This window comes from Streptomyces sp. NPDC048473, from assembly GCF_043200155.1.
In the GTDB taxonomy this organism is placed as follows: domain Bacteria; phylum Actinomycetota; class Actinomycetes; order Streptomycetales; family Streptomycetaceae; genus Streptomyces.
The window spans coordinates 51,890-76,523 of record NZ_JBICXE010000038.1; the positions used below are offsets into that span (position 1 = coordinate 51,890).

Annotated in this window: 21 protein-coding genes and 1 riboswitch; of the genes, 8 read left to right on the top strand and 13 right to left on the bottom strand. The window is 68.3% G+C overall.

Features of this window, described 5'->3' with window-relative positions; translation table 11 throughout:
- The first annotated feature begins 42 nt into the window (after positions 1 to 42).
- From ACGFU7_RS37650 to ACGFU7_RS37665, 4 genes are all read left to right on the top strand, one after another.
- Positions 43 to 2,433 (top strand): ATP-binding cassette domain-containing protein, encoded by a 2,391-nt coding sequence (locus tag ACGFU7_RS37650; RefSeq protein ID WP_393702140.1) that lies wholly within the window; start codon positions 43 to 45, stop codon positions 2,431 to 2,433.
- 335 nt (positions 2,434 to 2,768) lie between these two features.
- Complete coding sequence (locus ACGFU7_RS37655; protein ID WP_393702170.1) at positions 2,769 to 3,143, top strand: helix-turn-helix transcriptional regulator; 375 nt, start codon at positions 2,769 to 2,771, stop codon at positions 3,141 to 3,143.
- Positions 3,144 to 3,153: 10 nt separating this feature from the next.
- Complete coding sequence (locus ACGFU7_RS37660; RefSeq protein ID WP_393702142.1) at positions 3,154 to 3,570, top strand: VOC family protein; 417 nt, start codon at positions 3,154 to 3,156, stop codon at positions 3,568 to 3,570.
- A gap of 370 nt (positions 3,571 to 3,940) precedes the next feature.
- Entirely contained in the window at positions 3,941 to 4,762 is an 822-nt protein-coding gene (locus ACGFU7_RS37665; RefSeq protein ID WP_393702144.1) for a PhzF family phenazine biosynthesis protein, read from the top strand.
- A 162-nt stretch (positions 4,763 to 4,924) separates the two neighbouring features.
- Here the strand turns inward: ACGFU7_RS37665 and ACGFU7_RS37670 are convergent, their stop codons facing one another.
- Positions 4,925 to 5,704 (bottom strand): CPBP family intramembrane glutamic endopeptidase, encoded by a 780-nt coding sequence (locus ACGFU7_RS37670; protein ID WP_393702172.1) that lies wholly within the window; start codon positions 5,702 to 5,704, stop codon positions 4,925 to 4,927.
- Between the two features lie 184 nt (positions 5,705 to 5,888).
- Between ACGFU7_RS37670 and ACGFU7_RS37675 the strand changes: the two genes are divergently transcribed.
- Positions 5,889 to 7,676: a substrate-binding and VWA domain-containing protein gene (locus tag ACGFU7_RS37675; RefSeq protein ID WP_393702146.1), complete on the top strand. Its 1,788-nt coding sequence runs from the start codon at positions 5,889 to 5,891 to the stop codon at positions 7,674 to 7,676.
- Between the two features lie 52 nt (positions 7,677 to 7,728).
- On the opposite strand, the gene ACGFU7_RS37680 is transcribed toward ACGFU7_RS37675, so the two are convergent.
- Positions 7,729 to 9,234: a glutamate-cysteine ligase family protein gene (locus ACGFU7_RS37680; protein ID WP_393702147.1), complete on the bottom strand. Its 1,506-nt coding sequence runs from the start codon at positions 9,232 to 9,234 to the stop codon at positions 7,729 to 7,731.
- Between the two features lie 484 nt (positions 9,235 to 9,718).
- Between ACGFU7_RS37680 and ACGFU7_RS37685 the strand changes: the two genes are divergently transcribed.
- Both ACGFU7_RS37685 and ACGFU7_RS37690 read left to right on the top strand, forming a co-directional pair.
- Positions 9,719 to 10,312 carry a hypothetical protein gene (locus ACGFU7_RS37685; RefSeq protein ID WP_393702149.1) on the top strand — a complete coding sequence of 198 codons (594 nt, stop codon included), beginning with the start codon at positions 9,719 to 9,721 and terminating at the stop codon, positions 10,310 to 10,312.
- A gap of 324 nt (positions 10,313 to 10,636) precedes the next feature.
- A complete protein-coding gene (locus tag ACGFU7_RS37690; protein ID WP_072488625.1) occupies positions 10,637 to 10,843 on the top strand; it encodes a DUF5999 family protein in 207 nt (68 codons plus the stop codon).
- Between the two features lie 87 nt (positions 10,844 to 10,930).
- Here the strand turns inward: ACGFU7_RS37690 and gcvP are convergent, their stop codons facing one another.
- Positions 10,931 to 13,816: an aminomethyl-transferring glycine dehydrogenase gene (gene gcvP, locus ACGFU7_RS37695; protein ID WP_393702151.1), complete on the bottom strand. Its 2,886-nt coding sequence runs from the start codon at positions 13,814 to 13,816 to the stop codon at positions 10,931 to 10,933.
- A gap of 194 nt (positions 13,817 to 14,010) precedes the next feature.
- Positions 14,011 to 14,107, bottom strand: a riboswitch (glycine riboswitch).
- Between the two features lie 113 nt (positions 14,108 to 14,220).
- Here gcvP and ACGFU7_RS37700 point away from each other — a divergent pair.
- The gene (locus ACGFU7_RS37700) at positions 14,221 to 14,589 is read left to right on the top strand and encodes a PRC-barrel domain-containing protein (protein ID WP_114248877.1); all 369 of its coding nucleotides are present in this window, start codon (positions 14,221 to 14,223) and stop codon (positions 14,587 to 14,589) included.
- On the opposite strand, the gene ACGFU7_RS37705 is transcribed toward ACGFU7_RS37700, so the two are convergent.
- The 10 genes from ACGFU7_RS37705 to ACGFU7_RS37750 all read right to left on the bottom strand — a co-directional run bounded on the left by ACGFU7_RS37705 (position 14,514) and on the right by ACGFU7_RS37750 (position 24,446).
- On the bottom strand, positions 14,514 to 15,974 hold the full coding sequence (locus tag ACGFU7_RS37705) for a DNA polymerase IV (protein WP_393702153.1): 1,461 nt from the start codon (positions 15,972 to 15,974) through the stop codon (positions 14,514 to 14,516). The genes ACGFU7_RS37700 and ACGFU7_RS37705 overlap by 76 nt on opposite strands.
- Before the next feature lie 57 nt (positions 15,975 to 16,031).
- Entirely contained in the window at positions 16,032 to 16,649 is a 618-nt protein-coding gene (locus ACGFU7_RS37710) for a MerR family transcriptional regulator (RefSeq protein WP_393702154.1), read from the bottom strand.
- Between the two features lie 168 nt (positions 16,650 to 16,817).
- A complete protein-coding gene (locus tag ACGFU7_RS37715) occupies positions 16,818 to 17,291 on the bottom strand; it encodes a bifunctional nuclease family protein (RefSeq protein ID WP_006123076.1) in 474 nt (157 codons plus the stop codon).
- 53 nt (positions 17,292 to 17,344) lie between these two features.
- Entirely contained in the window at positions 17,345 to 18,088 is a 744-nt protein-coding gene (locus tag ACGFU7_RS37720) for a MerR family transcriptional regulator (protein ID WP_393702156.1), read from the bottom strand.
- A 17-nt stretch (positions 18,089 to 18,105) separates the two neighbouring features.
- The gene (locus tag ACGFU7_RS37725) at positions 18,106 to 18,894 is read right to left on the bottom strand and encodes an FHA domain-containing protein (RefSeq protein ID WP_393702157.1); all 789 of its coding nucleotides are present in this window, start codon (positions 18,892 to 18,894) and stop codon (positions 18,106 to 18,108) included.
- Positions 18,895 to 19,084: 190 nt separating this feature from the next.
- A complete protein-coding gene (locus ACGFU7_RS37730; RefSeq protein ID WP_393702159.1) occupies positions 19,085 to 19,873 on the bottom strand; it encodes a DUF881 domain-containing protein in 789 nt (262 codons plus the stop codon).
- Between the two features lie 5 nt (positions 19,874 to 19,878).
- The gene (locus tag ACGFU7_RS37735; RefSeq protein ID WP_003970459.1) at positions 19,879 to 20,211 is read right to left on the bottom strand and encodes a small basic family protein; all 333 of its coding nucleotides are present in this window, start codon (positions 20,209 to 20,211) and stop codon (positions 19,879 to 19,881) included.
- Positions 20,208 to 21,131 carry a DUF881 domain-containing protein gene (locus ACGFU7_RS37740; protein ID WP_393702161.1) on the bottom strand — a complete coding sequence of 308 codons (924 nt, stop codon included), beginning with the start codon at positions 21,129 to 21,131 and terminating at the stop codon, positions 20,208 to 20,210. Before ACGFU7_RS37740 ends, ACGFU7_RS37735 begins: the two co-directional genes overlap by 4 nt.
- Positions 21,132 to 21,228: 97 nt before the next feature.
- Complete coding sequence (locus ACGFU7_RS37745) at positions 21,229 to 23,724, bottom strand: sugar phosphate nucleotidyltransferase (RefSeq protein ID WP_393702163.1); 2,496 nt, start codon at positions 23,722 to 23,724, stop codon at positions 21,229 to 21,231.
- 113 nt (positions 23,725 to 23,837) lie between these two features.
- Positions 23,838 to 24,446 carry a CDP-alcohol phosphatidyltransferase family protein gene (locus ACGFU7_RS37750; protein ID WP_189280773.1) on the bottom strand — a complete coding sequence of 203 codons (609 nt, stop codon included), beginning with the start codon at positions 24,444 to 24,446 and terminating at the stop codon, positions 23,838 to 23,840.
- Positions 24,447 to 24,634 lie beyond the last annotated feature (188 nt).

Consider the following 24,634-nt stretch of genomic DNA (forward strand, 5'->3'; position numbering starts at 1 on the left):
GCGGAGACCGCGAAGGCGGTCCGCGTAACAGATGGAGACACGATGAGCACCGCCAAGAGGACGGGTACGCAGTCGCCTGCGCTGCACGTTGCCGACAGCCACGATCTGATCCGTGTGCACGGCGCGCGCGTGAACAACCTCAAGGACGTCAGCATCGAGCTCCCGAAGCGCCGGCTGACGGTGTTCACCGGTGTCTCCGGCTCGGGCAAGAGCTCGCTGGTGTTCAACACGATCGCGGCGGAGTCGCAGCGGCTGATCAACGAGACCTACAGCACCTTCGTGCAGGGCTTCATGCCGACGATGGCGCGGCCCGAGGTCGACGTACTCGATGGGCTGACGACCGCGATCATCGTCGACCAGCAGCGGATGGGTGCCGACCCCCGCTCCACGGTCGGCACTGCCACCGACGCCAACGCGATGCTGCGCATCCTCTTCAGCCGGCTCGGGAAGCCGCACATCGGCCCACCCAGCGCGTATGCCTTCAACGTCCCCTCGGTCCGGGCGAGCGGTGCGATCACCGTGGAGCGCGGTGCCAAGAAGGCGGTGAAGGCAACCTTCAACCGCACCGGTGGCATGTGTACGCGCTGCGAAGGCCGGGGCACGGTCTCCGACATCGACCTCACCCAGCTCTACGACGACTCCAAGTCGCTCGCCGAGGGCGCGTTCACCATCCCCGGCTGGAAGTCCGACAGCTTCTGGACCGTGCGGGTCTACGCCGAGTCGGGCCTCCTCGACCCGGACAAGCCGATCCGCAAGTACACCAAGAAGGAGATGCAGGACTTCCTCTACCGGGAGCCGACCAAGGTGAAGGTCGAGGGCGTGAACCTCACCTACGAGGGGCTGATCCCCAAGATCCAGAAGTCGTTCCTGTCCAAGGACAAGGAGGCGCTGCAGCCGCACATCCGGGCGTTCGTGGAGCGGGCGGTCACCTTCACCACCTGCCCCGAGTGCGACGGCACACGGCTCAGCGAGGGGGCCCGGTCGTCGAAGATCAAGCGGATCAGCATCGCCGACGCCTGCGCGATGCAGATCAGTGACCTGGCCGCATGGGTCCGCGGTCTCGACGAGCCGTCGGTGGCGCCACTGCTCGCCGCGCTGCAGCAGACCCTCGAGTCGTTCGTGGAGATCGGCCTTGGCTACCTCTCCCTCGACCGGCCGTCGGGCACGCTGTCGGGCGGCGAGGCGCAGCGCGTCAAGATGATCCGCCACCTCGGCTCCTCGCTCACCGACACCACCTATGTCTTCGACGAGCCCACCATCGGGCTGCACCCCCACGACATCCAGCGGATGAACGACCTGCTGCTGCGGTTGCGGGACAAGGGCAACACGGTGCTCGTCGTCGAGCACAAGCCGGAGACCATCGCGATCGCCGACCACGTCGTCGACCTCGGCCCCGGCGCCGGTACGGCGGGCGGCACCGTCTGCTTCGAGGGCACCGTCGAGGGACTGCGGGCCGGCGGCACCATCACCGGGCGCCATTTCGACGACCGGGCCTCCGCCAAGGAGACGGTGCGGAAGCCCACCGGCACGCTGGAGATCCGCGGCGCGACGACGCACAACCTGTGCAACGTCGACGTCGACATCCCGCTCGGGGTCCTGTGCGTCGTCACCGGCGTCGCCGGCTCCGGCAAGAGCTCGCTCGTGCACGGGTCGATCCCGGCCGGCGAGGGTGTGGTGTCGGTGGACCAGGGAGCCATCAAGGGCTCCCGACGCAGCAACCCGGCGACGTACACCGGACTGCTCGACCCGATCCGCAAGGCGTTCGCGAAGGCCAACGGCATGAAGCCGGCGCTGTTCAGCGCCAACTCCGAGGGTGCCTGCCCCACCTGCAACGGCGCCGGCGTCATCTACACCGACCTGGCGGTGATGGCCGGCGTCGCCACCACCTGCGAGGAGTGCGAGGGGAAGCGGTTCCAGGCATCGGTCCTTGAATACCACCTCGGCGGCCGCGACATCAGCGAGGTGCTGGCGATGTCGGTGACCGAGGCCGAGGAGTTCTTCGGCTCCGGCGAGGCGCACACACCGGCCGCGCACCACATCCTCGACCGGCTCGCCGACGTCGGGCTCGGCTACCTCAGCCTCGGCCAGCCGCTCACCACGCTGTCCGGCGGCGAGCGGCAGCGGCTCAAGCTGGCCACCCACATGGCTGAGAAGGGCGGCGTCTACGTCCTCGACGAGCCGACCGCCGGCCTGCACCTTGCCGACGTCGAGCAGCTGCTCGGCCTGCTCGACCGGCTCGTCGACTCCGGCAAGTCGGTCATCGTCGTCGAGCACCACCAGGCGGTCATGGCGCACGCCGACTGGATCATCGACCTCGGCCCCGGCGCCGGCCATGACGGCGGCCAGATCGTCTTCGAGGGCACACCCGCCGACCTCGTCGCCGCCCGCTCCACCCTCACCGGCGAGCACCTCGCGGCCTACGTCGGCACCTGACCGAGGCCCTCGCGGACACCGTGGGACGAGTTCTCTCATCTGTTTCGACTCGTCCCACTCGACTGGTAGCGAGACGTATTCGAGTAGGACGAGTGACGAGTAAGGAGCGTTCGACACCCTGGGGGACCACCCGAGGGCTTCGGCAATGACCGCCGCGGACGCAAGCCTCGCGGTCGTGGTCGCTGAGCAGGTCGCTCGGCTCGTCCTCGGTCAGCTCTGGACTCCAGGGCGTCGTCCATGCTCCTCATCACCGGCCTCGGGTGCTGTGGGAAACTGATCGGGTGAGACGGCAGAACCTCGACGACCTCGTCCGGCTGCGGCGGGCCCGCGATCGGATGGACCGCGACTACGCCGAGCCGCTCGACGTCCCGGCGCTGGCGCGTGACGCCCTGATGTCGCCGGGCCATTTCTCCCGCAGCTTCCGCGCCGCTTTCGGCGAGACGCCATACAGCTACCTGATGACCCGCCGCATCGAGCGGGCCAAAGCGCTGCTGCGGCGCGGCGACCTCGCGGTGACCGAGGTCTGCTTCGCGGTCGGCTGCACGTCGCTGGGGTCGTTCAGCTCGCGCTTCACCCAGCTGGTCGGCGAGAGCCCGAGCACCTACCGGGCGCGGAGCCATGACCGAGGCGCCGCCATCCCGGCGTGCATGGCCAAGATCCACACGCGGCCGGTCAGGAACGGTGGCGCGAGCCCCGCCGCCAGTCCGTAGCGTGAACGGCATGGACATCAGCCTTTCCCAATGCTTCATCGCCGTCGACGACCACGACAAGGCGATCGCCTTCTACCGCGATGTGCTCGGCCTTGAGGTACGCAACGACGTCGGGTTCGAGGGGATGCGCTGGGTGACCGTCGGAGCGCCCTCGCAGCCGGACGTGAACATCGTCCTGGAACCGCCCGCCGCCGACCCGAACGCCTCACCGGCCGACAAACAGGCCATGGCGGAGCTGATGGCCAAGGGCATGCTGCGCGGCGTCATCTTCGCGACGGACGACTGCGACGCCACCTTCGAGCGCATCAGCGCCGCGGGCGGCGAGGTGCTGCAGGAGCCGACGGACCAGCCCTACGGCGTCCGCGACTGCGCGTTCCGCGACCCCGCCGGCAACCTGTTGCGCTTCACCCAGCCCCTCGGGAAGTGAGGCCTTGGCGGGCCCCGCTCAGGGGTCTGGGGTTCCGGACCGCGTCCTGAAGGCCCACGCCCGGCATGCGAAGGCCGCCGTCCGCGCCCCCTCGCGGACGGCGGTCGTTCAGGGTCCGCAGCGGTCGGCCGCTTCAGGCGGACTCGGGTGAGCCCGCAGACTCGGACGAGCTCAGAGGCTCGGACGAGCCCGAGGCTCAGGCGCCTTTGGAGCGGCTGCTCATCATCGCCATGGCACCGGCCGCCGGCCCCAGCAGGCAGATGCAATCGGTGGCAGACGGCCGAAGTCCCTGTCACCGGCCGGGCTTTTCGGTCCAGCAACACGGAATTGGCCTTGGCCTGTGGCTTTCCGCCGCACGTACGGTCACGTCATGAGGATCCGAATCGTCGATACGTTCACCGACCGCCCCTTCACCGGCAACCCGGCGGGAGTCCTTCTGCTGGATTCCGACGCCTTTGCCGACGACGAACAGCTCCAGCGGATCGCCATGGAGCTGAACCTCTCCGAGACCGCGTTCGCCCACCCGCTGCCGCCGGGCGGCGACGCGGACTGGGCGCTGCGCTGGTTCACCCCGACCACCGAGGTCGACATGTGCGGGCATGCCACCCTCGCGACCGCGCACGTCCTGCACACCACCCGGGCAGCGAGCGGCACGGTACGTTTCGCGGCACGGTGCGGCATCCTCACCGCGACTGCCCACCCCGACGGCACGATCACGCTCGACTTCCCCACAGCCCCGCTGACACCGGAGACCGCCCCGGCCGGTCTGGCCGTCGCCCTGGGCGCGGAACCGCTCTCCGTCCACGACACCGGCCCTCACATCGGCGATCTGGTCGTGGAACTGGCCGACGAGGCGACCGTACGAGGACTGACCCCGGATCTCGCCGCACTGGCCCGCCTCTCCCGGCGGGGCATCATCGCCACGGCCGCCGCCGAGGACCCCGCCCGCGGCTACGACTTCGTCTCCCGCGGCTTCTTCCCGCGCGTCGGGATCGACGAGGACCCGGTGACCGGCAGCTCCCACACCGCGCTGGCCCCCTTCTGGTCGGCCCGGTTCGGCCGTGACGAGCTGACCGGGCTGCAGGCCTCCGCCCGTTCCGGTCTGGTCCGCACCTCTCTGCGCGGCGACCGCACCCTGCTGACCGGCAGCGCCGTGACGGTCATCGACGGCGAACTGCTCACGGCGCTCTGAGCCTTCCGCCGACAGCGCGGAGGGCGCACGGACCACTCCCGTACGCCCTCCGCGCCGAACACCGCCCACGGACCACGCCGGCACACCCCGCGCCGAACACCGCCCACGGATCACTCCCGCACACCCCCGCGCCGAACACCGCCCGCCTACGCCCCACCCCACTCACGGCGTAGGCAGCCACCCCACCTTCCCCGCCAGCAGGGCGTATCCGACAAACGCCCCGATGTCGAGCAGCGCATGCGCCGCGACCAGTGGACCGACCCGCCCCCAGCGCCGGTACAGCAGCACGAAGACAACACCCATCACCATGTTGCCGATGAAGCCGCCGATCCCCTGATACAGGTGGTACGAGCCGCGCAGCACCGAACTCGCCACCAGGGCGGCCATCGGCGTCCACCCCAACTGACCGAGTCTGCGCAGCAGATACCCGACGACGATCACTTCCTCCACCACGGAGTTCTGGAGCGCGGACAGGATCAGAACCGGGAATTTCCACCACACATCGGGCAGTGATTCCGGGACCACGGTCAGATTGAAACCGGCTGCCCGCGCCACCAGATAGAAGGCGAGCCCGGCGCTCCCGATGCCCGCCGCCACCATCGCGCCGCGCCCCAGGTCCGGCCATGGCCTGCTCCGGTCGAAACCGATGGCACGCAGGCCGGCGCCCTCCCTCATCAACAGATGCGCGACGAGGGCGACGGGCACCAGGGCCGTCGCGATTCCGAAGAGTTGCCAGGCGAGATCCAGCCATGGACGCCCGGGTGCGTATGAGCTGTTGAGCGTCGCGGCCTGTTCCTTCAAACCCCCTGGTTTCGTCAGTGATCCGACAAAACTGATCAGGGCAGACACCCCGCTGGCGCCCAATGAGAGAGCCAGCACCAGCACCGTTTCGGACCGCAAGATCCGTCGCGACACAGCCTCTTGGGGGAAAGATTCAGCCACGCGCCCCGCCTCCACCTGTACACCTGCCTTGAGTTGTGCATTCACGCCCCATCCCGCTCCCCGTCCCGCTAGGGTCTCGAATGCAGGTACGAAGATCATGCGCGACAGGCCGGGGGACAACCACCATTGGCGATGGTCTGGTCCCCCTTTTCCTTGTTCATTCTCAAGGAGGGGCACCACCGTCATGGGACGTCACAGCTTGCCCGACGACTACGCGACCGATGGAAGCGGGGACGGTCCGCCGCCGCGCCGACGGCGCACCGTAGCGATCGCGACCATGCTCGTCCTCGCGGTGGCGGCGGGAACGGCAGTCGCGGTGCAGGGCGGCCTGCTGTCGTTCTCGAAATCCTGTGAGGATTCCGCCGTACGCCTTTCCATGGTGTCCTCACCGGACATCGCCCCCGCCGTGCGTGCCGTCGCCGACAAGGCGCGCAAGGACGATGTGAGATCCGACGGCCGCTGTCTGTATGTGCGGGTGGTGGCCCGCGATTCCTACAAGGTCGCCAACGCACTCTCCTCCGGCACCCGTACCCCGGACTACCAGATCTGGCTGCCCGACTCCGACCTCTGGGTCGACCGGGCCAAGGGCTCCGGTGACGGCATCCCGATCACGCCGGGTGATTCCGTCGCCTCCTCCCCCGTCACCCTGGCCATGGTGCCGTCGGCGGCCAAGAGCCTCGGCTGGCCGAAGAAGAAGTATTCCTGGGCGGAGTTGACGGCCGCGGCCATGGACTCCGACAAGGTGCGTCTCGGCGCGGCCGACCCGGCACGCAGTGCCACCGGTCTGCTCGCGCTCTCCAGCATCGGCGCGTCCTCCGAGAAACAGGGCGGCGACAGCGACACCAGGGTCGCGGCCACTGCCAAGCTGCTCGCGCAGCGCATGTCGGACGGTGACACCCAGGTGCTCGAAACGCTGGCTCAGGGCGACTCGGGCGCCGAGCAGGGCAATCCGGAGCGCAACCAGGCGGTGCTCCTCTCCGAGCAGGCCGCGTTCGCCCACAACGCGGAGTCGACCGGCGGTGGAAGGCTCGACCTCTTCTACCCCAAGGACGGCACCCCGCTGCTCGACTATCCGTACACGCTGGTGGACGAGACCAGGATGAGCACGTCCGAGGGCCGGGCGGCCCTGCGGTTCATGACACTGCTGAATGAGCCGGGCGCGCAAGCCACGCTGAAGAAGCACGGCTTCAGAAACGTCGACGGGGCGGCCGGGGAGTCGGTGGTCGCATCGGCGGGCGGCAGGAAGCCCCAGCCGTACGCCACGGCCGCCGCGGCACCGTCCGCCGAGGCGCTCCAGCAGACGCTCGGCATGTGGACGATCACGGTGCAGAGCGCGCGGCTGACGACGGTCGTCGATGCCTCGGGTTCGATGGCCACGATCGTGCCGGGCCGCAACCAGTCCAGGATGGATGTCACCAAGGCGTCCCTGATCCAGGCCCTCAACCAGTTCACCCCGAACGACGAGATCGGGCTCTGGGAGTTCGCCACCACGCTCGACGGCGACAAGGACTACCGCAGGCTGGTACCGACGGGCCGGCTCGGCGATCCGGCGAAGGGCGGCGGCACCCACCGCGAGAGGCTCGCCGCGGCCTTCTCCGCGCTGCAGCCGGTACCGGGTGGCGCGACCGGCCTGTACGACACCACTCTGGCCGCGTACAAGGACGCCCAGGCGACCTATGTGAAGGGCAAGTTCAACGCCGTGGTGATCCTCACCGACGGCTCGAACCAGGACAACCGCTCCATCTCCCGCAGCGCCCTGGTCGCGGAGCTCAAGCGGATCGCCGACCCGGAGCGTCCGGTGCCGCTCCTCGCCATCGCGGTCGGCCCCGAGGCCGACCGCGAAGAGGTGAACGAGATAGCGAAGGTGACCGGCGGCGGGGGCTACCAGGTCACCGACCCGGCCGAGATACAGGCCGTGATTCTGCAGGCCGTCATGACGGCCGGGCAGAGCAACCACGCCGCCCAGGAGTAGCACTCGGCGCAGTCGGGAACGACAGCGGTCGCCGGCGCCCGCCACGAAGGGGTCACGGCGCAGGGACACCCGTCGGCCAGCTGTGCACGGGTTCGCCGCCGTGCATCAGTTCGGCATACCGGCGGGTGGTCGCGGCCAGTGCCGCATGCCGTTCGAGCCCTGCCTCCCGTGCCCGGTGGTAGGTGTCCACCTGCCAGGACGCTCCGTTCGCCCGCCGCTTGCAGCGCTCCTCGATGACGCCGAGGTAGCGGTCCCGGTCCGCGGGCTCGATGTTCCAGGCATCGAGCCCCGCAGCGGCCAGCGGCAGCAGCTCGTCCCGTACGAGCTTGACGGCCGGCACCCGGGTCATCCCGCCCGATCGGCCGGGACGGGGCCAGATCAGCTCCGCGTCGATGCCGTGGCGGCAGGCGGTGTCGAAGTTCTCGGCCGCTGCGGCGAACGGCAGCCTGGTCCACACCGGACGGGATTCCTCGGCGAGCGCCCGCACGAGCCCGTAGTAGAGCGCGGCATTGGCGATCACATCGGTGACGGTGGGACCGGCGGGCAGGACCCGGTTCTCCACCCGCAGATGGGGTACGCCGTCGGCCAGCCCGTACACGGGCCGGTTCCAGCGGTAGACCGTACCGTTGTGGAGCACGAGCTCCGGCAGCCGCGGCACCCCGCCCTCGTCGAGCACCCGCAGCGGGTCCTCGTCGTCACAGATCGGCAGCAGTGGGGGGAAGTAGCGCAGATTCTCCTCGAAGAGCTCGTACGCCGAACCGACCCACCGCTCGCCGAACCAGGTCCTGGGCCGCACCCCCTGGTTCTGGAGTTCCGGCGGTCTGGTGTCCGTGGCCTGCTGGAAGAGCGGCGGCCGCGATTCCCGCCACAGCTCCCTGCCGAACAGGAAGGGGGAGTTGGCGCCGAGGGCGATCTGGACCCCGGCGACGGCCTGGGCCGCGTTCCATACGGCCGCGAAGCGCGCCGGTGTCACCTGCAGATGCAGTTGAACCGATGTGCAGGCGGCCTCGGGAGTGATCGAGGAGGAGGTGGAGACCAATCGCTCCACGCCTTGGATATCGAGCGAGAAATCCTCGCCCCGCGCAGCCACCATTTGATCGTTCAGCAGTGTGTAACGGTCCGCGTCCGAGAGGTTCGCCGCAACGAGGTCCTGACGGCCCAGGGTGGGCAGAATTCCGATCATCATGATCCCGGCATCGACCTCGCCCGCCTTCCGATGGGCATATCCAAGGCCGGTCCTGAGCTCTTCGGCCAGCTGATCGAAAACGCGTCCGTCCAGGTGGTGCGGGACTATGTTCACCTCCAAATTGAACATCCCGAGTTCGGTCTGGAAATCACGGCTCGCGATGCGCGGGAGCACCTCCCCATTCATCATCTTCGGCATGCCGTCGGCGCCTGCCAGATTCAGCTCGATCTCCATGCCCATGAGGTTGCGGGGGCGGTCGAACCTCCGCTCCGTCAGGAGCCTCTCCAGCCCCTCCAGGCACTGGTGGAGCTTCCTCCGGTACCTCTGCCGATCGGACAGATCAAAGGCGCCCGCCACGACCTTCTCCCCCATCGAAGCGTCCCTCCCTCGAGTGGGCGGCCCGCGGCCCAGGCCGCTCGCGTCACGATCGATAATGCCCAGGCCGGGTGATCCATAACGCCCCCATGAACGCCGCGCACCCAGTAATCTGAGGACGGCTGTCCGGGGCACATTCCCCAGGCATGGTGCAGCACGAAGTTTCCCCCGCCTGGCGCGTGGCGAAAACGCCGACGCGTTTCGGCCGACCGCGTCCAGGGAAAAATCCCTGGCGGTGGCTGCGCCGCTGACGACGAATCAGCAGAATCTCCGCATAATAAAGTCTTGATACCGCCTTGTCGGCAATACCTGCGACGGCTAGTGGAATCACTGCGTGAACACGTGTCGTATAAACTTCGCGGACGAGGCAGAGAGTTGACGCACCGGCCCAGTCACCGGCCTCCTCTGGCCCCGCACGCCGACAGCGCCGTCTGCACCCGCCCACGCATCACCGTGTCTCCGAAGTGAGAGGCGACCCACTATGCCGCTGCATGTTCCCCCGGCTCCCGCGCCCGCTCTGCGCAGCGTTCTCGCGGCACTCGGTTCACCCACCGCAGTCCGCGAGGCCCGCACACCGGCTCTCCGAGCTGCCCAGGGACCTCTGAGCCCCGAACTCCCGCTCCCCGTCCATGTACTGGACCGGATCGGTCCGAGCGGGCTCGCACCCGCCACCCGGCTTGCCGCGTGGCGGTTCCTGATCCGCAGCTCGGAGCAGGCCGTCGCCGCGGCGGACACCATGCTCACTCCGGACGGCTGGACCTTCTCGCACTTCTTCGAGGGCCCGTACATCGCCTCGACCGAACTCGCCCTGCGCCAGGCCGAGACGGTGACACCCCACTATCAGCCAAGGCTGCTGTCCATTCCGGAGCTCTACATGCTGGCGCTGTGGCTGCACGGCGACACCGAGGCCGACGCGTCCGGCGGGGCACTTGCCCCTGCCGATCTTCTGGTGCCGCTGGCTCCCGCACCGCCGGGTATCGCGGCACATAGCCCGCACCGGGTCGCCGATCTGCTCCGCGTGATGACGCTGCGCATCACCCCCGGCCCCGGTCCCCTGCTCGGATCACCGGCCTGACAGCGGCCGCACCCCCACATCAACCGAGCTGCGCCCCGCCACCGGCCCCGGTGGCGGGGCGCAGTGCTGCGGGGCGCACATCCTGCCCATCCGGACTAGCCCGGTCCGGCCACCCCGAACCACCCGAAGTGACAGTGCAGTTGCGGTGAACCGTCCGGCCGGGTGACGCGTCCTCGGGGTAAGGAGAAGTGCTGCTGCGAAATCCCTGCGGATTGACGCCCGTGGGGCAACACTGGGACCGGACCGATCGATACGGGGGGCGCGGCCATGAACACCTCATCAAGCCGCAGGACATTCACTACGACGCAGCGAAAGAACCCATCCATGTGCCAGCACCAGCCACCATGCCCGACCGCCGACTCAGCCGACCGGGAGGCCGCCCGCCTGACGGCACACCACCCGGAACAGGGCTGGAGCCTGCTGTGCAACGGCGTCCTGCTCTTCGAGGACACCGGTGAGCTGCTCCCGGACGGGCAGATCATCGCCCCGCACCGGCCCCTGGGAACCGACCGGGTGATGAAGGCCGCCTGACCCCGGCCGGTACGAACTGGGGCCGGCCCGGAGAACTCTCCGCACCGGCCCCGACGCATGTCCGCGTCACGCCCTACCGCTCATGCCTCAGTTGTCGTACTCGTCCAGCGGAGGGCAGGAGCAGACGAGGTTACGGTCACCGAAGGCACCGTCGATCCGGCGCACCGGCGGCCAGTACTTGTCGGCGGCCGAGACTCCGGCCGGGAAGACCGCCACTTCACGGCTGTAGCCGTGCTCCCACTCCCCGCCCAGCATCGCCGCGGTGTGGGGAGCGTTGCTCAGCGGGTTGTCGTCCGCGCTCCACTCGCCGGAGGCCACCTTCTCGACCTCGCCGCGAATGGCGATCATCGTGTCGCAGAAGCGGTCGAGCTCCGCGAGGTTCTCGCTCTCGGTCGGCTCGATCATCAGCGTCCCGGCAACCGGGAACGACATGGTGGGCGAGTGGAAGCCGTAGTCGATCAGACGCTTGGCGATGTCGTCGACGCTGACGCCGGTGGCCTTGGAGATCGGCCGCAGGTCCACGATGCACTCGTGCGCGACGAGCCCGGCCGGGCCGTTGTACAGGATCGGGTAGTGCGGTTCGAGACGCTTGGCGATGTAGTTGGCGGCGAGTACGGCAACCTGCGTCGCGCGCTTCAGGCCCTCCCCGCCCATCAGGCGTACGTACGCCCAGGAGATGGGGAGAATGCCGGCCGAGCCCCACGGGGCGGCCGAGATCGGTCCGACACCGGTCTCGGGGCCCGCCGCGGGCTGCAGCGGGTGGTTCGGCAGGTACGGCGCGAGGTGCGCGCGCACACCGACCGGGCCGACGCCGGGGCCGCCGCCGCCGTGCGGGATGCAGAAGGTCTTGTGCAGGTTCAGGTGCGAGACATCGCCGCCGAACCGGCCCGGCTTGGCGAGGCCGACCAGCGCGTTGAGGTTGGCGCCGTCGACGTACACCTGACCGCCGGCGTCGTGCACCTCGGCGCAGATGTCGGCGACGTGCTCCTCGAACACACCGTGCGTCGACGGATAGGTGATCATGAGCACGGCGAGCTCGTCGCGGTGCTTCTCGATCTTGGCGCGGAGGTCCTCGATGTCGACCTCGCCGTCGTCGGCGGTCTTCACCACGACGACCTTCATGCCGGCCATCACGGCGCTGGCGGCGTTGGTGCCGTGCGCGGAGGACGGGATGAGGCAGATGGTCCGCTGGTCGTCGCCGTTGGCCCGGTGATACGCACGCACGGCCAGGAGGCCGGCGAACTCGCCCTGCGATCCGGCGTTCGGCTGGATCGACACCGCGTCGTACCCGGTGACCTCGGCGAGTCGCTCCTCCAGCTCACGGATGAGGGTGAGAAAGCCCTGCGCCTGCTCGGCCGGCGCGAAGGGGTGCAGTGCGCCGAACTCGGGCCAGGTGATCGACTCCATCTCGGTGGTCGCGTTCAGCTTCATGGTGCAGGAGCCGAGCGGGATCATGCCGCGGTCCAGGGCGTAGTCCCGGTCGGCGAGCTTGCGCAGGTAGCGCAGCATCGCGGTCTCGGAACGGTGCTGGTGGAAGACCGGGTGGGTGAGGATCTCGTCGGTGCGCAGCAGGCCCTCGGGCAGCGCGTCGACAGCCGCGGCGTCCAGCGCCTCGATGTCCCCGTCGGCGCCGAAGGCGGCCCAGACGGCGGCGATCTGTGTGCGGGTGGTGGTCTCGTCGCAGGCGAGGGAGACCAGGTCGGCGTCTACGAGCCGCAGGTTGACACCGCGCTCGCGGGCGTCGGCCACGACATCGGCGGCCTTCCCCGGGACGCGCACGGTGAGGGTGTCGAAGCAGGCGCCGGTCACGACGTCGATGCCACGGGCGCGCAGGCCCTCGGCCAGGATCGTCGCGTAGCGGTGGGTGCGCTGAGCGATCGTCCGCAGCCCGTCCGGGCCGTGGTAGACGGCGTACATCCCGGCCATGACGGCGAGCAGCACCTGAGCGGTACAGATGTTGCTGGTGGCCTTCTCGCGGCGGATGTGCTGCTCGCGGGTCTGCAGGGCCAGCCGGTATGCCTTGTTGCCGTCCGCGTCGACGGAGACGCCGACGAGGCGGCCCGGCAGGCTGCGGGCGAACTTCTCGCGTACGGCCATGAAGCCGGCGTGCGGTCCGCCGAAGCCCATCGGCACACCGAAACGCTGCGTGGTGCCGACCGCGATGTCCGCGCCCAGGTCGCCCGGTGAGGTGAGCAGGGTAAGGGCCAGCAGATCGGCGGCGACGGTGACGATCGCACCGAGCTCGTGGGCCTGCTCTATGACGGGCTTGATGTCCCGGACGGCTCCGGAGGCGCCCGGGTACTGCAGCAGCACGCCGAAGACACCGCGCTCGGCGATCTCTGCAGGGATGCCCGCACCCAGGTCGGCGACGACGACCTCGACACCGGTCGGCTCGGCGCGGGTCTGGATCACGGCAATGGTCTGCGGCAGGGTGTCGGCGTCGACCAGGAAGACACCGTTCTTGACCTTGCCGACGCGCCGCGAGAGCGCCATGGCCTCGGCGGCCGCGGTGCCCTCGTCGAGCAGGGAGGCACCGGAGGTGGGCAGCCCCGTCAGCTCGGCGACCATCGTCTGGAAGTTGAGGAGCGCCTCCAGGCGGCCCTGCGAGATCTCCGGCTGGTACGGCGTGTAGGCCGTGTACCAGGCGGGGTTCTCCATGACGTTGCGGAGGATCACCGGCGGGGTGAAGGTGCCGTAGTAGCCGAGCCCGATCATCGGGGCCAGCACCTGGTTGCGGTCGGCGAGGGCGCGCAGCTCGGCAAGGACCTCGGCCTCGGTGCGGGCGGTCGGCAGCCGGAGTGCCTCCGCGCTCTTGATGACATCGGGCACCGCTGCCGCGGTCAGCTCGTCCAGCGAGCCGTAACCGATCTGGGCGAGCATCTTCGACTGCGCCTCGGCATCGGGACCGATGTGGCGCTGTTCGAACGGAATGCCCTGCTCCAGCTGGGAGAGCGGAGTGCGACGGGGGGTCATGGTGGAGGCCTCCTGGTCTGTCACGACCTGCGAGGGGCACCACGGCGCGGGTGCCCGAACGGCCTCCCCCTCTGTCATCTCAACCTGAGAGCTTCACCGGCGCGCCCTGCGGCGTACCGGCTTTCACCGTCGGTGAGGAAGGGAACCGTATCGGCACTCGGCCGCACGGAGCCCGCCCTGCTTTCCAGAGTGACCTCGTCCGTGCGGTACGGGGGCCTGAGAGATTCCGGGGAGGATTTGCTCCTTCGGCGCCTTCGGATTCGCTCCGGAGGACTCTCCCGCACGGGGTCAGCAGCCATCAACAGCCTACCAGCGGGGTTCGCGGCAAAATTCTCGAGTGGCCAACCCCCCGGATCTGCACTTTTGTAGTGCTTGTGGAGTAGCCGCGACCAGTGGGAGGGACCGTGCAGACCGACATCGATCCGCGCAGCCTGATCGGCCGCAAGGCGTTCGACCGCAAAGGCACCAAGATCGGAACCGTGGACGAGGTGTACCTCGACGACGCGACCGGTGTGCCCGAGTGGGCGGCCGTACGTACCGGACTTTTCAGCCGGGACGCGTTCGTCCCGCTGGAACCCAGCGAATTCGTGGAGGATTCGCTCCACGTCCCCTTCGACCGAGCCCTGATCAAGGACGCACCGGACTTCGGCGTCGGCCGCCATCTCTCACCGGAACAGGAGCTCCAGCTCTACCGGCACTACGGTCTGGACTCCCCGCCCGAAGAGACCGGCCCGGACAGGGACTTCGGCAGACTGGCCGGCCAGGACGAGTAGTCCACCGGGTTCCGCACCAGAGGCAGCGGATCAGCCGGCTGCAGCTCCGGATCGTCGATCCGGAACGTACGCACCCGGCCGGGCGCCGACTCGGGTTCCTCGAACCGCACCGTCACCCGGCCGACACCACTGCCCTGCACCCAGCCGTGGCCGTATGTGTCATGACGTACGTCGTGTCCGGCGGGCCAGCGCCGTGCGGCGAGCTGCTCGGCGGTCTCCTGGGCCTCCTCCTGCGCACCGTCCGCCGGCTCGTCCCCGTCGCCCCCCGCCGCTGTCTCTCCCCCGGCCGCTTCCTCGGTTGCGGCCTGCTCACCGGCGGCCTGGGCGAAGAGATCCTCCTGCGTGTAGTCGGCAAGCCCCGTGACGCCCACCCCCAGGAGCCTTACGCCTCCGGTGGTGTCGACGGCCTCCAGGAGCCGTGCGGCGGCCTCCCGGACCACTGCGGGGTCGTCCGTGGGCCCACGCAGCGTCTCGGACCTCGTGAGCGTGGAGAAGTCGTACCGCCGTACCTTCAGCACCACCGTCCGCCCGGACCGCCCCGCACCCCGCAACCGCTGGACGCATCGGCCGGCCAGCCGCTCCACCTCCGTCCTGACCCGCACCCGGTCGTGCAGGTCCGCGTCGAAGGTGTCCTCGACCGACACCGATTTCGCGTCCCTCTCCGCGACCACAGGCCGGTCGTCGTACCCGAACGCCATACGGTGCAGCGAGCCGCCGTGTGCCTTCCCCAGCAGGCGTACGAGCTCCGCCTCACCCGCCTCGGCGAGGTCATTGACCGTCGTCATCCCGGCACGGCGCAGATGGTCCGCCGTCGCGGGCCCGACGCCGGGGAGGATCCGTACCGACATGGGCGCGAGCAGCTCCCGCTCCGTCCCCGGCTCGATGAGCAGCAGCCCGTTCGGTTTCGCCTCCTCCGAAGCGATCTTGGCCAGCATCTTGGAACCGGCGAGCCCGACCGAGCCGGTGAGCCCGGTGACCGCCTTGATGGCCGTACGCAGCTGCTCGCCGATCTCCAGCGCGGAAGCGGTGTCATCGGCCGTCCCGCCGGCTTCCAGGTCCACAAAGGCCTCGTCCAGGCTGAGCGGCTCCACCAGCGGGGAGAGCCGCCCCAGCAGCTCCATCACCTGGTCGCTGACGGTCCGGTACAGCAGGAAGCGGGGCACCAGATAGGCCGCGTTGGGGGCCAGCCGCCGCGCCTGCGCCGTGGGCATCGCCGAGTGCACCCCGAAGCGCCGCGCCTCGTACGACGCGGTGGCGACGACTCCGCGCGGCCCCAGCCCGCCCACCACGACCGGTTTGCCGCGCAGGCTGGGCTTCGCCGCCTGCTCAGCAGAGGCGTAGAAGGCATCCATGTCCAGATGCAGGATGGTGGGCGCGGCTCTCACATCAATCGATGCTGCCCTACGGCACTGACAATCGCCGCGCCCGATTTCCCGGCCGGGTCAGCCGGCGCGGTTGCGCCGCCGCGCGAGCTCATCGGTGGGGTTGTTCCCGATCAGTGTCTCGCCGGTATCCACCCGCTCGCCGTGCAGCTGTGACAGCGCGGCGTCGACGTCCTGCCACACCACACCCACGGCGATGCCGAAGACCCCCTGGCCGCCCTGGAGCAGATCGACGACCTCGTCCGGCGAGGAGCACTCGTAGACCGTCGCCCCGTCGCTCATCAGCGTCATCCGCTCAAGATCCTGGAATCCGCGGGCCCGCAGATGCTGGACCGTGGTGCGGATGTTCTGCAGGGCGACGCCCGTGTCCAGGAAACGCTTCACGATCTTCAGCAGGACGACGTCCCGGAAGCTGTAGAGCCGCTGTGTGCCCGAGCCGTACGCCGGACGCACGCTCGGCTCGACCAGCCCCGTGCGCGCCCAGTAGTCGAGCTGCCGATAGGTGATCCCCGCCGCCGCGCATGCTGTCGGCCCGCGATAGCCGATGTCGTTGGCCGATGCCACGCCGCCCCCCGCCACCGCCGCCGGTTTAACCGGTTGCCTGATGGTGCGGCCGGCTGTACTCCCCTGCTGCGGATACGGCCCACCCGCTGCCGTACCGTCGCCGCTGCTTCTCACGCCGACCTCCGTCCTTGACCTGCCATCTCGAAGGTAGGCAGTCACTCGGGGTGCGTCAACGATCGCCACACTCGGCACGCCGAGTGATAATCACCCTGAGAGTGGTTTCCCGTGTCTTGCGAGCGGGAAAGGCTTGTCGAATGCGCTGACTGCGACCCCGTAGAACGGTTACTGACTGTTGGTACCGAAGTCCTCCGGTGAGATCTGGTCGAGGAACTCGCGGAACTTCTCCACCTCGTCCTCCTGCTCGTCCGGGATGGCGATACCGGCATCGTCGAGCACCCCGTCACTGCCGTAGATCGGCGTTCCGGTGCGCAGCGCGAGCGCTATGGCGTCGGACGGCCGCGCACTCACCTCGACCCCGCTGGCGAAGACCAGCTCCGCGTAGAAGACCCCTTCCCGCAGGTCCGTGATACGGACCTCGGTGAGCTCCTGGCCGACGGCCTCGAGCACATCCTTGAAGAGATCATGGGTCAGCGGCCTGGCCGGAGCCATGCCCTGCTGGGCGAAGGCGATCGCGGTCGCCTCACCTGGACCGATCCAAATGGGGAGGTACCGGTCGCCTCCCACTTCACGCAGGAGCACGATCGGTTGATTGGAGGGCATTTCCACCCGGACACCCACAACGTCGAGCTCGTTCACACAGCAACCCTAGGACGTGCTCGGCAGGTTTGGGTAGTCGGGCACCGACGTGATCAGTGGAGCCGGACCCGCAGAGTGGTCTGCACAAGCGCCGAATGAAGCCGTACGGACAGCTCTGCGAGCTCCCTCGCGGTGGCCTCCGCATGTGCTCTGGTCTGCGGATTCCGATGCCGGCGCAGGGGTGCGACCACCTGCTCGATGAGTCCCGCCTCACGGTCCGCGGCCGCCCGAATGGCACGCAGGTGACGCGGTTCCAGACCGAATCGGCCCAAATCCGCCACAAGCTTGGCCACTGTGACCATTTCGGCGTCGTAACCGCCCTCGGCGGTCGGAGCGACCAGGCCGTACGACTCCCACTCAACCAGGTCACTCTCGGTGACCTCTGCGGCCGCGAGCAGCTCGGCTCGGTCGATACGGGCCGCGGTCGCCCGTCCGGAGCCCGCGTCCCAGCCGCCGCCGGTCAGATCACGCGGGCCGCCCCCGGACGGCAGGGCGGACTGTTCGCCGCAGGCAAGGGCATCCAGATGCTCTCGGATGACCTTCAGCGGGAGGTAGTGGTCCCGCTGCATACGCAGCACCTGAGCCAGCCGCTCCACGTCGGCCCCACAGAACTTGCGATAGCCGGAGGGGGTCCGCTGCGGCTCGACGAGCCCTTCGGCCTCCAGGAAGCGAATCTTGGAGATCGTGACTTCGGGAAACTCGTCCCGCAGTTGCAGGAGCACCGTGCCGATGCTCATAGGGCGGTCGTCGGCGGTGGCGGTGCCGTGACCGGCACCGCCCGTCGGTGTTCTCAGCATGGACCTTCCCTGACGGGTCAGATGCCCCGCTGGCTCGCGTAGAAGACCAGCCGGTACTTGCCGATCTGCACTTCGTCGCCGTTGGACAGGGCGACGGAATCGATGCGCTCGCGGTTGACGTAGGTGCCGTTCAGGCTGCCCACGTCCCCGACCGTAAAGCTGCCGTCGGGATTCCTGCGGAACTCCACATGCCGCCGCGACACCGTCACGTCGTCGAGGAAGATGTCGCTCTGCGGGTGGCGGCCGGCCGTGGTCAGCTCACCGTCCAGCAGAAAGCGGCTGCCGGAGTTCGGACCACGTCGCACCACCAGGAGCGCCGAGCCGAGCGGAAGAGCATCAACGGCGGCCTGTGCCTCGGGCGAGAGAGACGGTACGGACGTCTGCCCGGTGGCCTCTGCCTCGTACGCCTCAAGACCGGAGATGGAGATGGTCGAGGTCGTCTCCGAGGCACGCTCCGGAATTCCGCCCCTCAGCGGCGCACCGCAGTTGGAGCAGAAACGACTGGCCTCGGCGTTGCGATGCCCGCACCTCGTACAGACCGGCATGGACGAACCCTCCTGCCTGGGGGTGAACCCTCCACCCGTACTTGAGGTTGACGGTTCTCCGAAACCTATGCGGCCGGCACCGGCAGGGTCAACAGACGACGCGCCGGAAGCGCCCGAATTGTCACCGCCCGAACCGGACACCTGATCGCGGAAGAGCGGGCGCTCCGAGCCCTGCTCCTCTGCCTGGCCATGGCGCGGTGCGCGATGGCGGGCAGCCTCATCGCGGGCGCTCTTGCCGAACAACTTCCCAAACAACTTCACGGGCGATTCCCCTTGACCGAAATAGACCCGCCCGTGGGGCAGGACGAACCCTGAACGAACACACCTGCCGACCCGGACATCTTCACAACGTCCGTATCCACTCGACAGTTTCCACCACGCACCACCATTACGATGCGGCGACCCCCCGCAACCTCCTGCCCGTGTCCTTCAGCCCCTCCGTGCCGCGGCCTCACGAGGATGACGACCGAGCGTAGTCAGGCCGCTTCGCCGGTCGCAAGACGTCCACGACGATGTCGTCGGCCTGCTCCACGTGCACGGTGGCCTGCTCCTTCTCCAGCGTCTGCACCACACCGCCAGGGATGTTCAGCGCCGGCTCCAGATCCTGGGGCTTGCCGATCACCTTGAACACGTACGGCGCGGTGATCTTACGGCCGTCAACCTTGACGTTGCCGCCGTCACCGGAGAAGAACGTATTGGCCACCACTCTCACTCCGTTGACGTCGATCGCCTCAGCACCCGCCGCACGCAACTCCTGCAGCGCGTCAAGCAGCATGTCCGCCTTGATCCCGTCTCCCGGGTCATTGACGGTGAGCGTGATCCCGGGCCCGTGTGCCGCCACGGTGCCCGCGAGAATACCGAGTTGCCGCTCCTTCTCCACCGTCTGCTTACGCGCCTCCTCAGCCTGGTCGGAGCTGTTCTCCAGCTCCGTACGCTGAGCGTCGAGGCGCTGCTTCTCGTCCTCCAGACGCTGTGTACGGTCGTCCAGCTCATCGAGAATCCGGACCAGGTCCTCCTGGCGGGCACCCCGAAGTGCGCTGTTGTCACTGTTCGACCGCACCTGAATGGCCAGCCCGAGACCGAGGACGAACAGCAGCACGGCGACGATGAGTTGGGCCCGGGTCACCCGCGGCGGCCAGAGTCCGGCGATCAGCCGCTGACGCCCGGTGAGCTCCTTGGCGGCGTCGGCCGGCTGCTCGCCGGTGCGCCCCTTGTCGCTGGGAAGTTCTTCGTTGCTCATCGGCCTCAGGCCCGGAAGACGTGCCGGCGGATGGCCGCGGCGTTGGAGAAGATCCGGATCCCAAGCACGACCACCACACCGGTGGAGAGCTGCGCTCCGACGCCCAGCTTGTCGCCCAGGAACACGATCAGTGCGGCCACCACGACGTTCGACAGGAACGACACGACGAACACCTTGTCGACGAAGATTCCGTCGAGCATGGCCCGCAGACCCCCGAAGACTGCGTCGAGGGCAGCCACGACGGCGATCGGGAGATAGGGCTCGACCACCGCCGGCACCTCGGGTCGGACCAACAGTCCGACCACGACTCCCACGACGAGGCCCAGTACGGCGATCACGATGTGCCCTTCCCTGTGTCTGCCGCAGCACTGCCGGTGTCTGCGGCCTTATAAGGCTCTGCTGTTCGTACGATCAGGCTCGGCGCAACCGGGAGGCTTACCTTCTCCTGGACGGACATGCTCGTCCGGATGTCGAAGGTGTCCTTGAGCGCCTGCAGATACTGGCCGTCAGCACTGTCCTGGAATGCGGTGCTGAGCTGCTTCCCGTTCCCCACCGCCAGCACCGTGTACGGCGGCACGAGCGGTCTGTTGTCGACCAGTATGGCGTCGCCCGCTGCGCGGATCGCCGACAGGGCCGTCAGACGCTGCCCGTTGATCGCGATCGCTTCCGCACCGGACTGCCAGAGACCGTTGACGACCCGTTGCAGGTCCCGGTCGCGGACCCGCCCGGTGTCGGCGAATCCACTGGTTTCCCTCGGCCCGCCACCGCCCTGGTCGGTGTCCTTGGCGTCATCGACGACGAGTTTCACGCCGGGCCCCTCCACCGGTGTCGCCCCGGCGAGCAGTGCCACCAGCTCCCCCTGGTCCCCGCCGTGCTTCTCCAACGCCTTGCGCTGGCGCCTGCCCACGTCGTCGCGGAGCTTGTCGACCTGCGACTCAAGGGTGTCGGCCGCCGACGTCTCTCCGTCGATACGGTCGATCAACTCCTCGCGCTCCTTGGCGAGGACCGGCGCGGAGACGCGTGCCTGCGCGGCCCCGAGCGTGACCACAAGTGCAGCAAGCACCAGACATGCGGCGAGGCCGAGTTTCGACTTGAGCGTGCGGGGCATGCCCGCACTCCCGTCGGCCTTGCGACGCGCCGATGCCTCGGCGTATCCGTCGTCCAGGCTGTGGTCCATCACATTGGTCAGCAGCGACATGGACGCGTCGGGGCGCGCAGACGGCGAGGCGGTACTCCGATCGGGGGGCTGCTGCGACATGCCGCACATCGTCGCACGTCGCCACTGCTACCGCCGAATGGCCCCACCGGTGTGCCCAAAGGCGCCGCTGGACGCCGCCGGGCACACCGGTGGAACTTCAGTGACCTGCGCTCTCCACGACCGCCGCCCATTCGTCCAGCAGCGCCTGCGCGGAGGCATCGTCCGGCCCCTCAGCCCACAAATGGGTGACCGCCTCGGCCGGGTCCGGCAGCACCATCACCCATCGCCCGTCGGCCTCGACGACCCGCACACCATCCGTCGTGTCGACGCTGCGGTCCCCGGCGGCCTCCACGACCCGACGCATGACCAGGCCCTTGACGGCCCAGGGTGTGGCCAGATCACGGCGCAGGACATGGGCACGGGGAATACGGGCATCGATCTGGCTGAGGGTGAGCTGGGTCCTGGCGACGAGCCCGAGGAGTCTCACGAAGGCAGCCGATCCGTCGAAGACGCTGCTGAATTCGGGCACGATGAAACCACCGCGGCCGTCTCCACCAAAGATGGTGCCTTCCTCGCGTCCCACACGCGTCAGATCGTCGGGCGACGTCGTCGTCCATTCGACCTGCGTGCCGTGGTACGCCGCGACCTGCTCGGCGACCCGCGTCGTGGTCACCGGCAGCGCCACCCGTCCGCTGCGCCGCTCGGCCGCCACGAGGTCGAGCATCACCAGGAGAGCCCGGTCGTCCTCCACGATCCTGCCCCGTTCGTCGACCAGGGAGAGTCGCTCGCCGACCGGATCGAACCGCACGCCGAACGCGGCCCGCGCCGAGGAGACGATCTCGCCCAGCCGCACCAGTCCTGAGCGCCGGGTCTCGGCGGACTCGGTGGGCCGTGATTCGTCGAGGCCGGGATTGATGGTCAATGCGTCCACGCCGAGCCGTCCCAGCAAACTGGGCAGGACAAGCCCGGCACTGCCGTTGGAGGCGTCGACGACCACCTTGAGACCCGCGTCGGCGATCCCCGTGGTGTCCACGTTCCGCAGCAGCGATCCGGTGTACGAGTCGAAGACGCTGGACGGGAAGTACAGGTCCCCGATCTCCCCCGGGAAAGCGCGGCGGTATTCCTGACGTGCGTAGACCCGGTCCAGCTTCCGCTGCCGCGCCTGGGAAAGGTCCGCGCCCCGCTCGTCGAAGAACATGATGTCGACCGAGTCGGACACGCCAGGAGACGTACGGATCATGATCCCGCCGGCGCTGCCCCGCGCGGTCTGCTGGCGTGCGACGGGCAGCGGTACGTTCTCCAGGTCCCGGACATCGATGGCGCTGGCCTGAAGCGCCGAGATCACCGCTCTCTTCAGCGCACGGGCGCCGCGGGAGTGGTCACGCGCGGTGGTGACCGTCGAGCCCTTCTTGAGGGTCGTGGCATAGGCGCCGGCGAGCCGGACCGCCAGCTCCGGCGTGATCTCGACGTTCAGAATCCCGGACACACCGCGGGCCCCGAAGAGGTGGGCCTGTCCGCGAGATTCCCAGATCACCGAGGTATTGACAAAGGCGCCGGCCTCGATGGTCTTGAACGGGTAGACCCGGACATTGCCCTGAATAATCGATTCCTCACCGATCAGGCACTCGTCCCCGATGACCGCGCCGTCCTCGATACGGGCTGCCCGCATGACGTCGGTGTTCTTACCGATCACGCATCCGCGCAGATTGCTGTGCTGGCCGATGTAGACGTTGTCGTGAACCACGGCCCTGTGCAGGAAAGCGCCGCTTTTCACGACAACGTTCGACCCGATGACCGTGTGCTCGCGAATCTCCGCCCCGGCTTCGACCTTTGCGTAGTCCCCGATGTAGAGGGGTCCCCGCAGTACCGCGTCGGGATGTACGTCCGCGCCTTCCGCGACCCATACGCCCGGCGAGATCTCGAAGCCGTCGATCTCGACGTCGACCTTGCGCTCAAGAACGTCTGCCTGGGCCTTCACATAGCTCTCGTGGGTACCGACATCCTCCCAGTAGCCCTCGGCGACATAGCCGTAGATGGGCTTGCCTTCCTTCATGAGCTGCGGGAAGACATCACCGGACCAGTCAACCGAGACGTCGGCTTCGACATAGTCGAAGACCTCGGGCTCCATGACGTAGATGCCCGTATTGACGGTGTCCGAGAAGACCTGACCCCAGGTGGGCTTCTCCAGGAAACGCTCGACCTGGCCCGCCTCGTCCACAATGGTGATGCCGAATTCCAGAGGATTCGGCACACGGGTCAGGCATACCGTCACCAGCCCGCCCTTCTCCTTGTGGAAGGCAATGAGGTCGGTGAGATCGAAGTCGGTGAGCGCGTCACCGGAAATGACGAGGAAGGTGTCGTCCTTCAGCGCTTCCTCGGCATTCTTCACGCTCCCCGCGGTGCCGAGCGGTTTCTCCTCATTGGCATAACTGAGCTCCATCCCGAGCTCTTCGCCGTCCCCGAAGTAGTTCTTGACCAGCGAGGCGAGAAACTGGACCGTTACGACGGTCTCGTTGAGCCCGTGCCGCTTGAGCAGCCGAAGCACATGCTCCATGATCGGCCGATTGGCGACGGGCAGAAGCGGCTTGGGCATGCTTGAGGTCATGGGGCGAAGACGAGTGCCTTCGCCGCCAGCCATCACGACGGCCTTCATGTCGGAAACGTCCTCCTTGCAGAGACGACGGTTTAGCCGACTTCGCCCGTCAGGGCACCACCCGGGTCATCAGCGGCGGGCCGGCCACACTGCGCGGCACCGCATCAACGAGCTCAATCGGCTGCTACATCCGCCTTGACTAGCCGGCGGACCTGAACCACGTAGAGGATCCCTGCCCACCAATAGAGCGTTGTACCCCAACCTGCGAACGCCCATCCGAAAATAGCGGCCAGCGATGCAAGCCAACCACTTCCGTCGCTGAGCAGCAACAAGGGGAACGCGTACATCAAGTTGAACGTGGCAGCCTTCCCCAGAAAGTTCACCTGGGGCGGCGGATAGCCGTGGCGGCGAAGGATTCCCACCATCACGAGGAGCATCAGCTCGCGGGCCAGAAGTGCTGCGGTGAGCCAGAGCGGCAGGATCTCCCGCCAGGTCAGGCCTACGAGGGTCGAAAGGATGTAGAGGCGGTCTGCAGCAGGGTCCAGGAGCCGACCGAGGCTGCTGATCTGGTTCCACCGGCGGGCGAGCTTACCGTCGAGGTAGTCGCTGATGCCGCTGAACATCAGCACCAGCAAGGCCCAGCCATCGCTTTGGGGGCCGCCGAACACGGGGCGAAGAATCAGCCACAGGAAGAGCGGAACCCCGACAAGGCGAGCCATGCTGAGGATGTTGGGGATGGTGAGTACCCGGTCCGTCTGAACCCGAGTCTCCTGGACCTCCACCCGGGGGCCTCCTGTGTGAAGAACGTGCCAATGATGCCCCCTGACCTTACCCTCAGCCACCGACAGCAGGTGCACAGGGGTAACGCAACAACTCGTGAACGCAGAAAAGCCCCGTGCCACAAGGGCACGGGGCTTTCCCGTAAAAGGAGTTCGGCGGCGTCCTACTCTCCCACAGGGTCCCCCCTGCA

Excerpts from the sequence above, each read along its gene's own strand:
- ACGFU7_RS37650 (WP_393702140.1), top strand. The coding sequence starts at position 43 with ATGAGCACCGCCAAGAGGACGGGTACGCAGTCGCCTGCGCTGCACGTT.
- ACGFU7_RS37655 (WP_393702170.1), top strand. The coding sequence starts at position 2,769 with ATGGACCGCGACTACGCCGAGCCGCTCGACGTCCCGGCGCTGGCGCGT.
- ACGFU7_RS37660 (WP_393702142.1), top strand. The coding sequence starts at position 3,154 with ATGGACATCAGCCTTTCCCAATGCTTCATCGCCGTCGACGACCACGAC.
- ACGFU7_RS37665 (WP_393702144.1), top strand. The coding sequence starts at position 3,941 with ATGAGGATCCGAATCGTCGATACGTTCACCGACCGCCCCTTCACCGGC.
- ACGFU7_RS37675 (WP_393702146.1), top strand. The coding sequence starts at position 5,889 with ATGGGACGTCACAGCTTGCCCGACGACTACGCGACCGATGGAAGCGGG.
- ACGFU7_RS37680 (WP_393702147.1), bottom strand. The coding sequence starts at position 9,234 with ATGGGGGAGAAGGTCGTGGCGGGCGCCTTTGATCTGTCCGATCGGCAG.
- ACGFU7_RS37685 (WP_393702149.1), top strand. The coding sequence starts at position 9,719 with ATGCCGCTGCATGTTCCCCCGGCTCCCGCGCCCGCTCTGCGCAGCGTT.
- ACGFU7_RS37690 (WP_072488625.1), top strand. The coding sequence starts at position 10,637 with ATGTGCCAGCACCAGCCACCATGCCCGACCGCCGACTCAGCCGACCGG.
- gcvP (WP_393702151.1), bottom strand. The coding sequence starts at position 13,816 with ATGACCCCCCGTCGCACTCCGCTCTCCCAGCTGGAGCAGGGCATTCCG.
- ACGFU7_RS37720 (WP_393702156.1), bottom strand. The coding sequence starts at position 18,088 with ATGCTGAGAACACCGACGGGCGGTGCCGGTCACGGCACCGCCACCGCC.
- ACGFU7_RS37730 (WP_393702159.1), bottom strand. The coding sequence starts at position 19,873 with ATGAGCAACGAAGAACTTCCCAGCGACAAGGGGCGCACCGGCGAGCAG.
- ACGFU7_RS37740 (WP_393702161.1), bottom strand. The coding sequence starts at position 21,131 with ATGTCGCAGCAGCCCCCCGATCGGAGTACCGCCTCGCCGTCTGCGCGC.
- ACGFU7_RS37745 (WP_393702163.1), bottom strand. The coding sequence starts at position 23,724 with ATGAAGGCCGTCGTGATGGCTGGCGGCGAAGGCACTCGTCTTCGCCCC.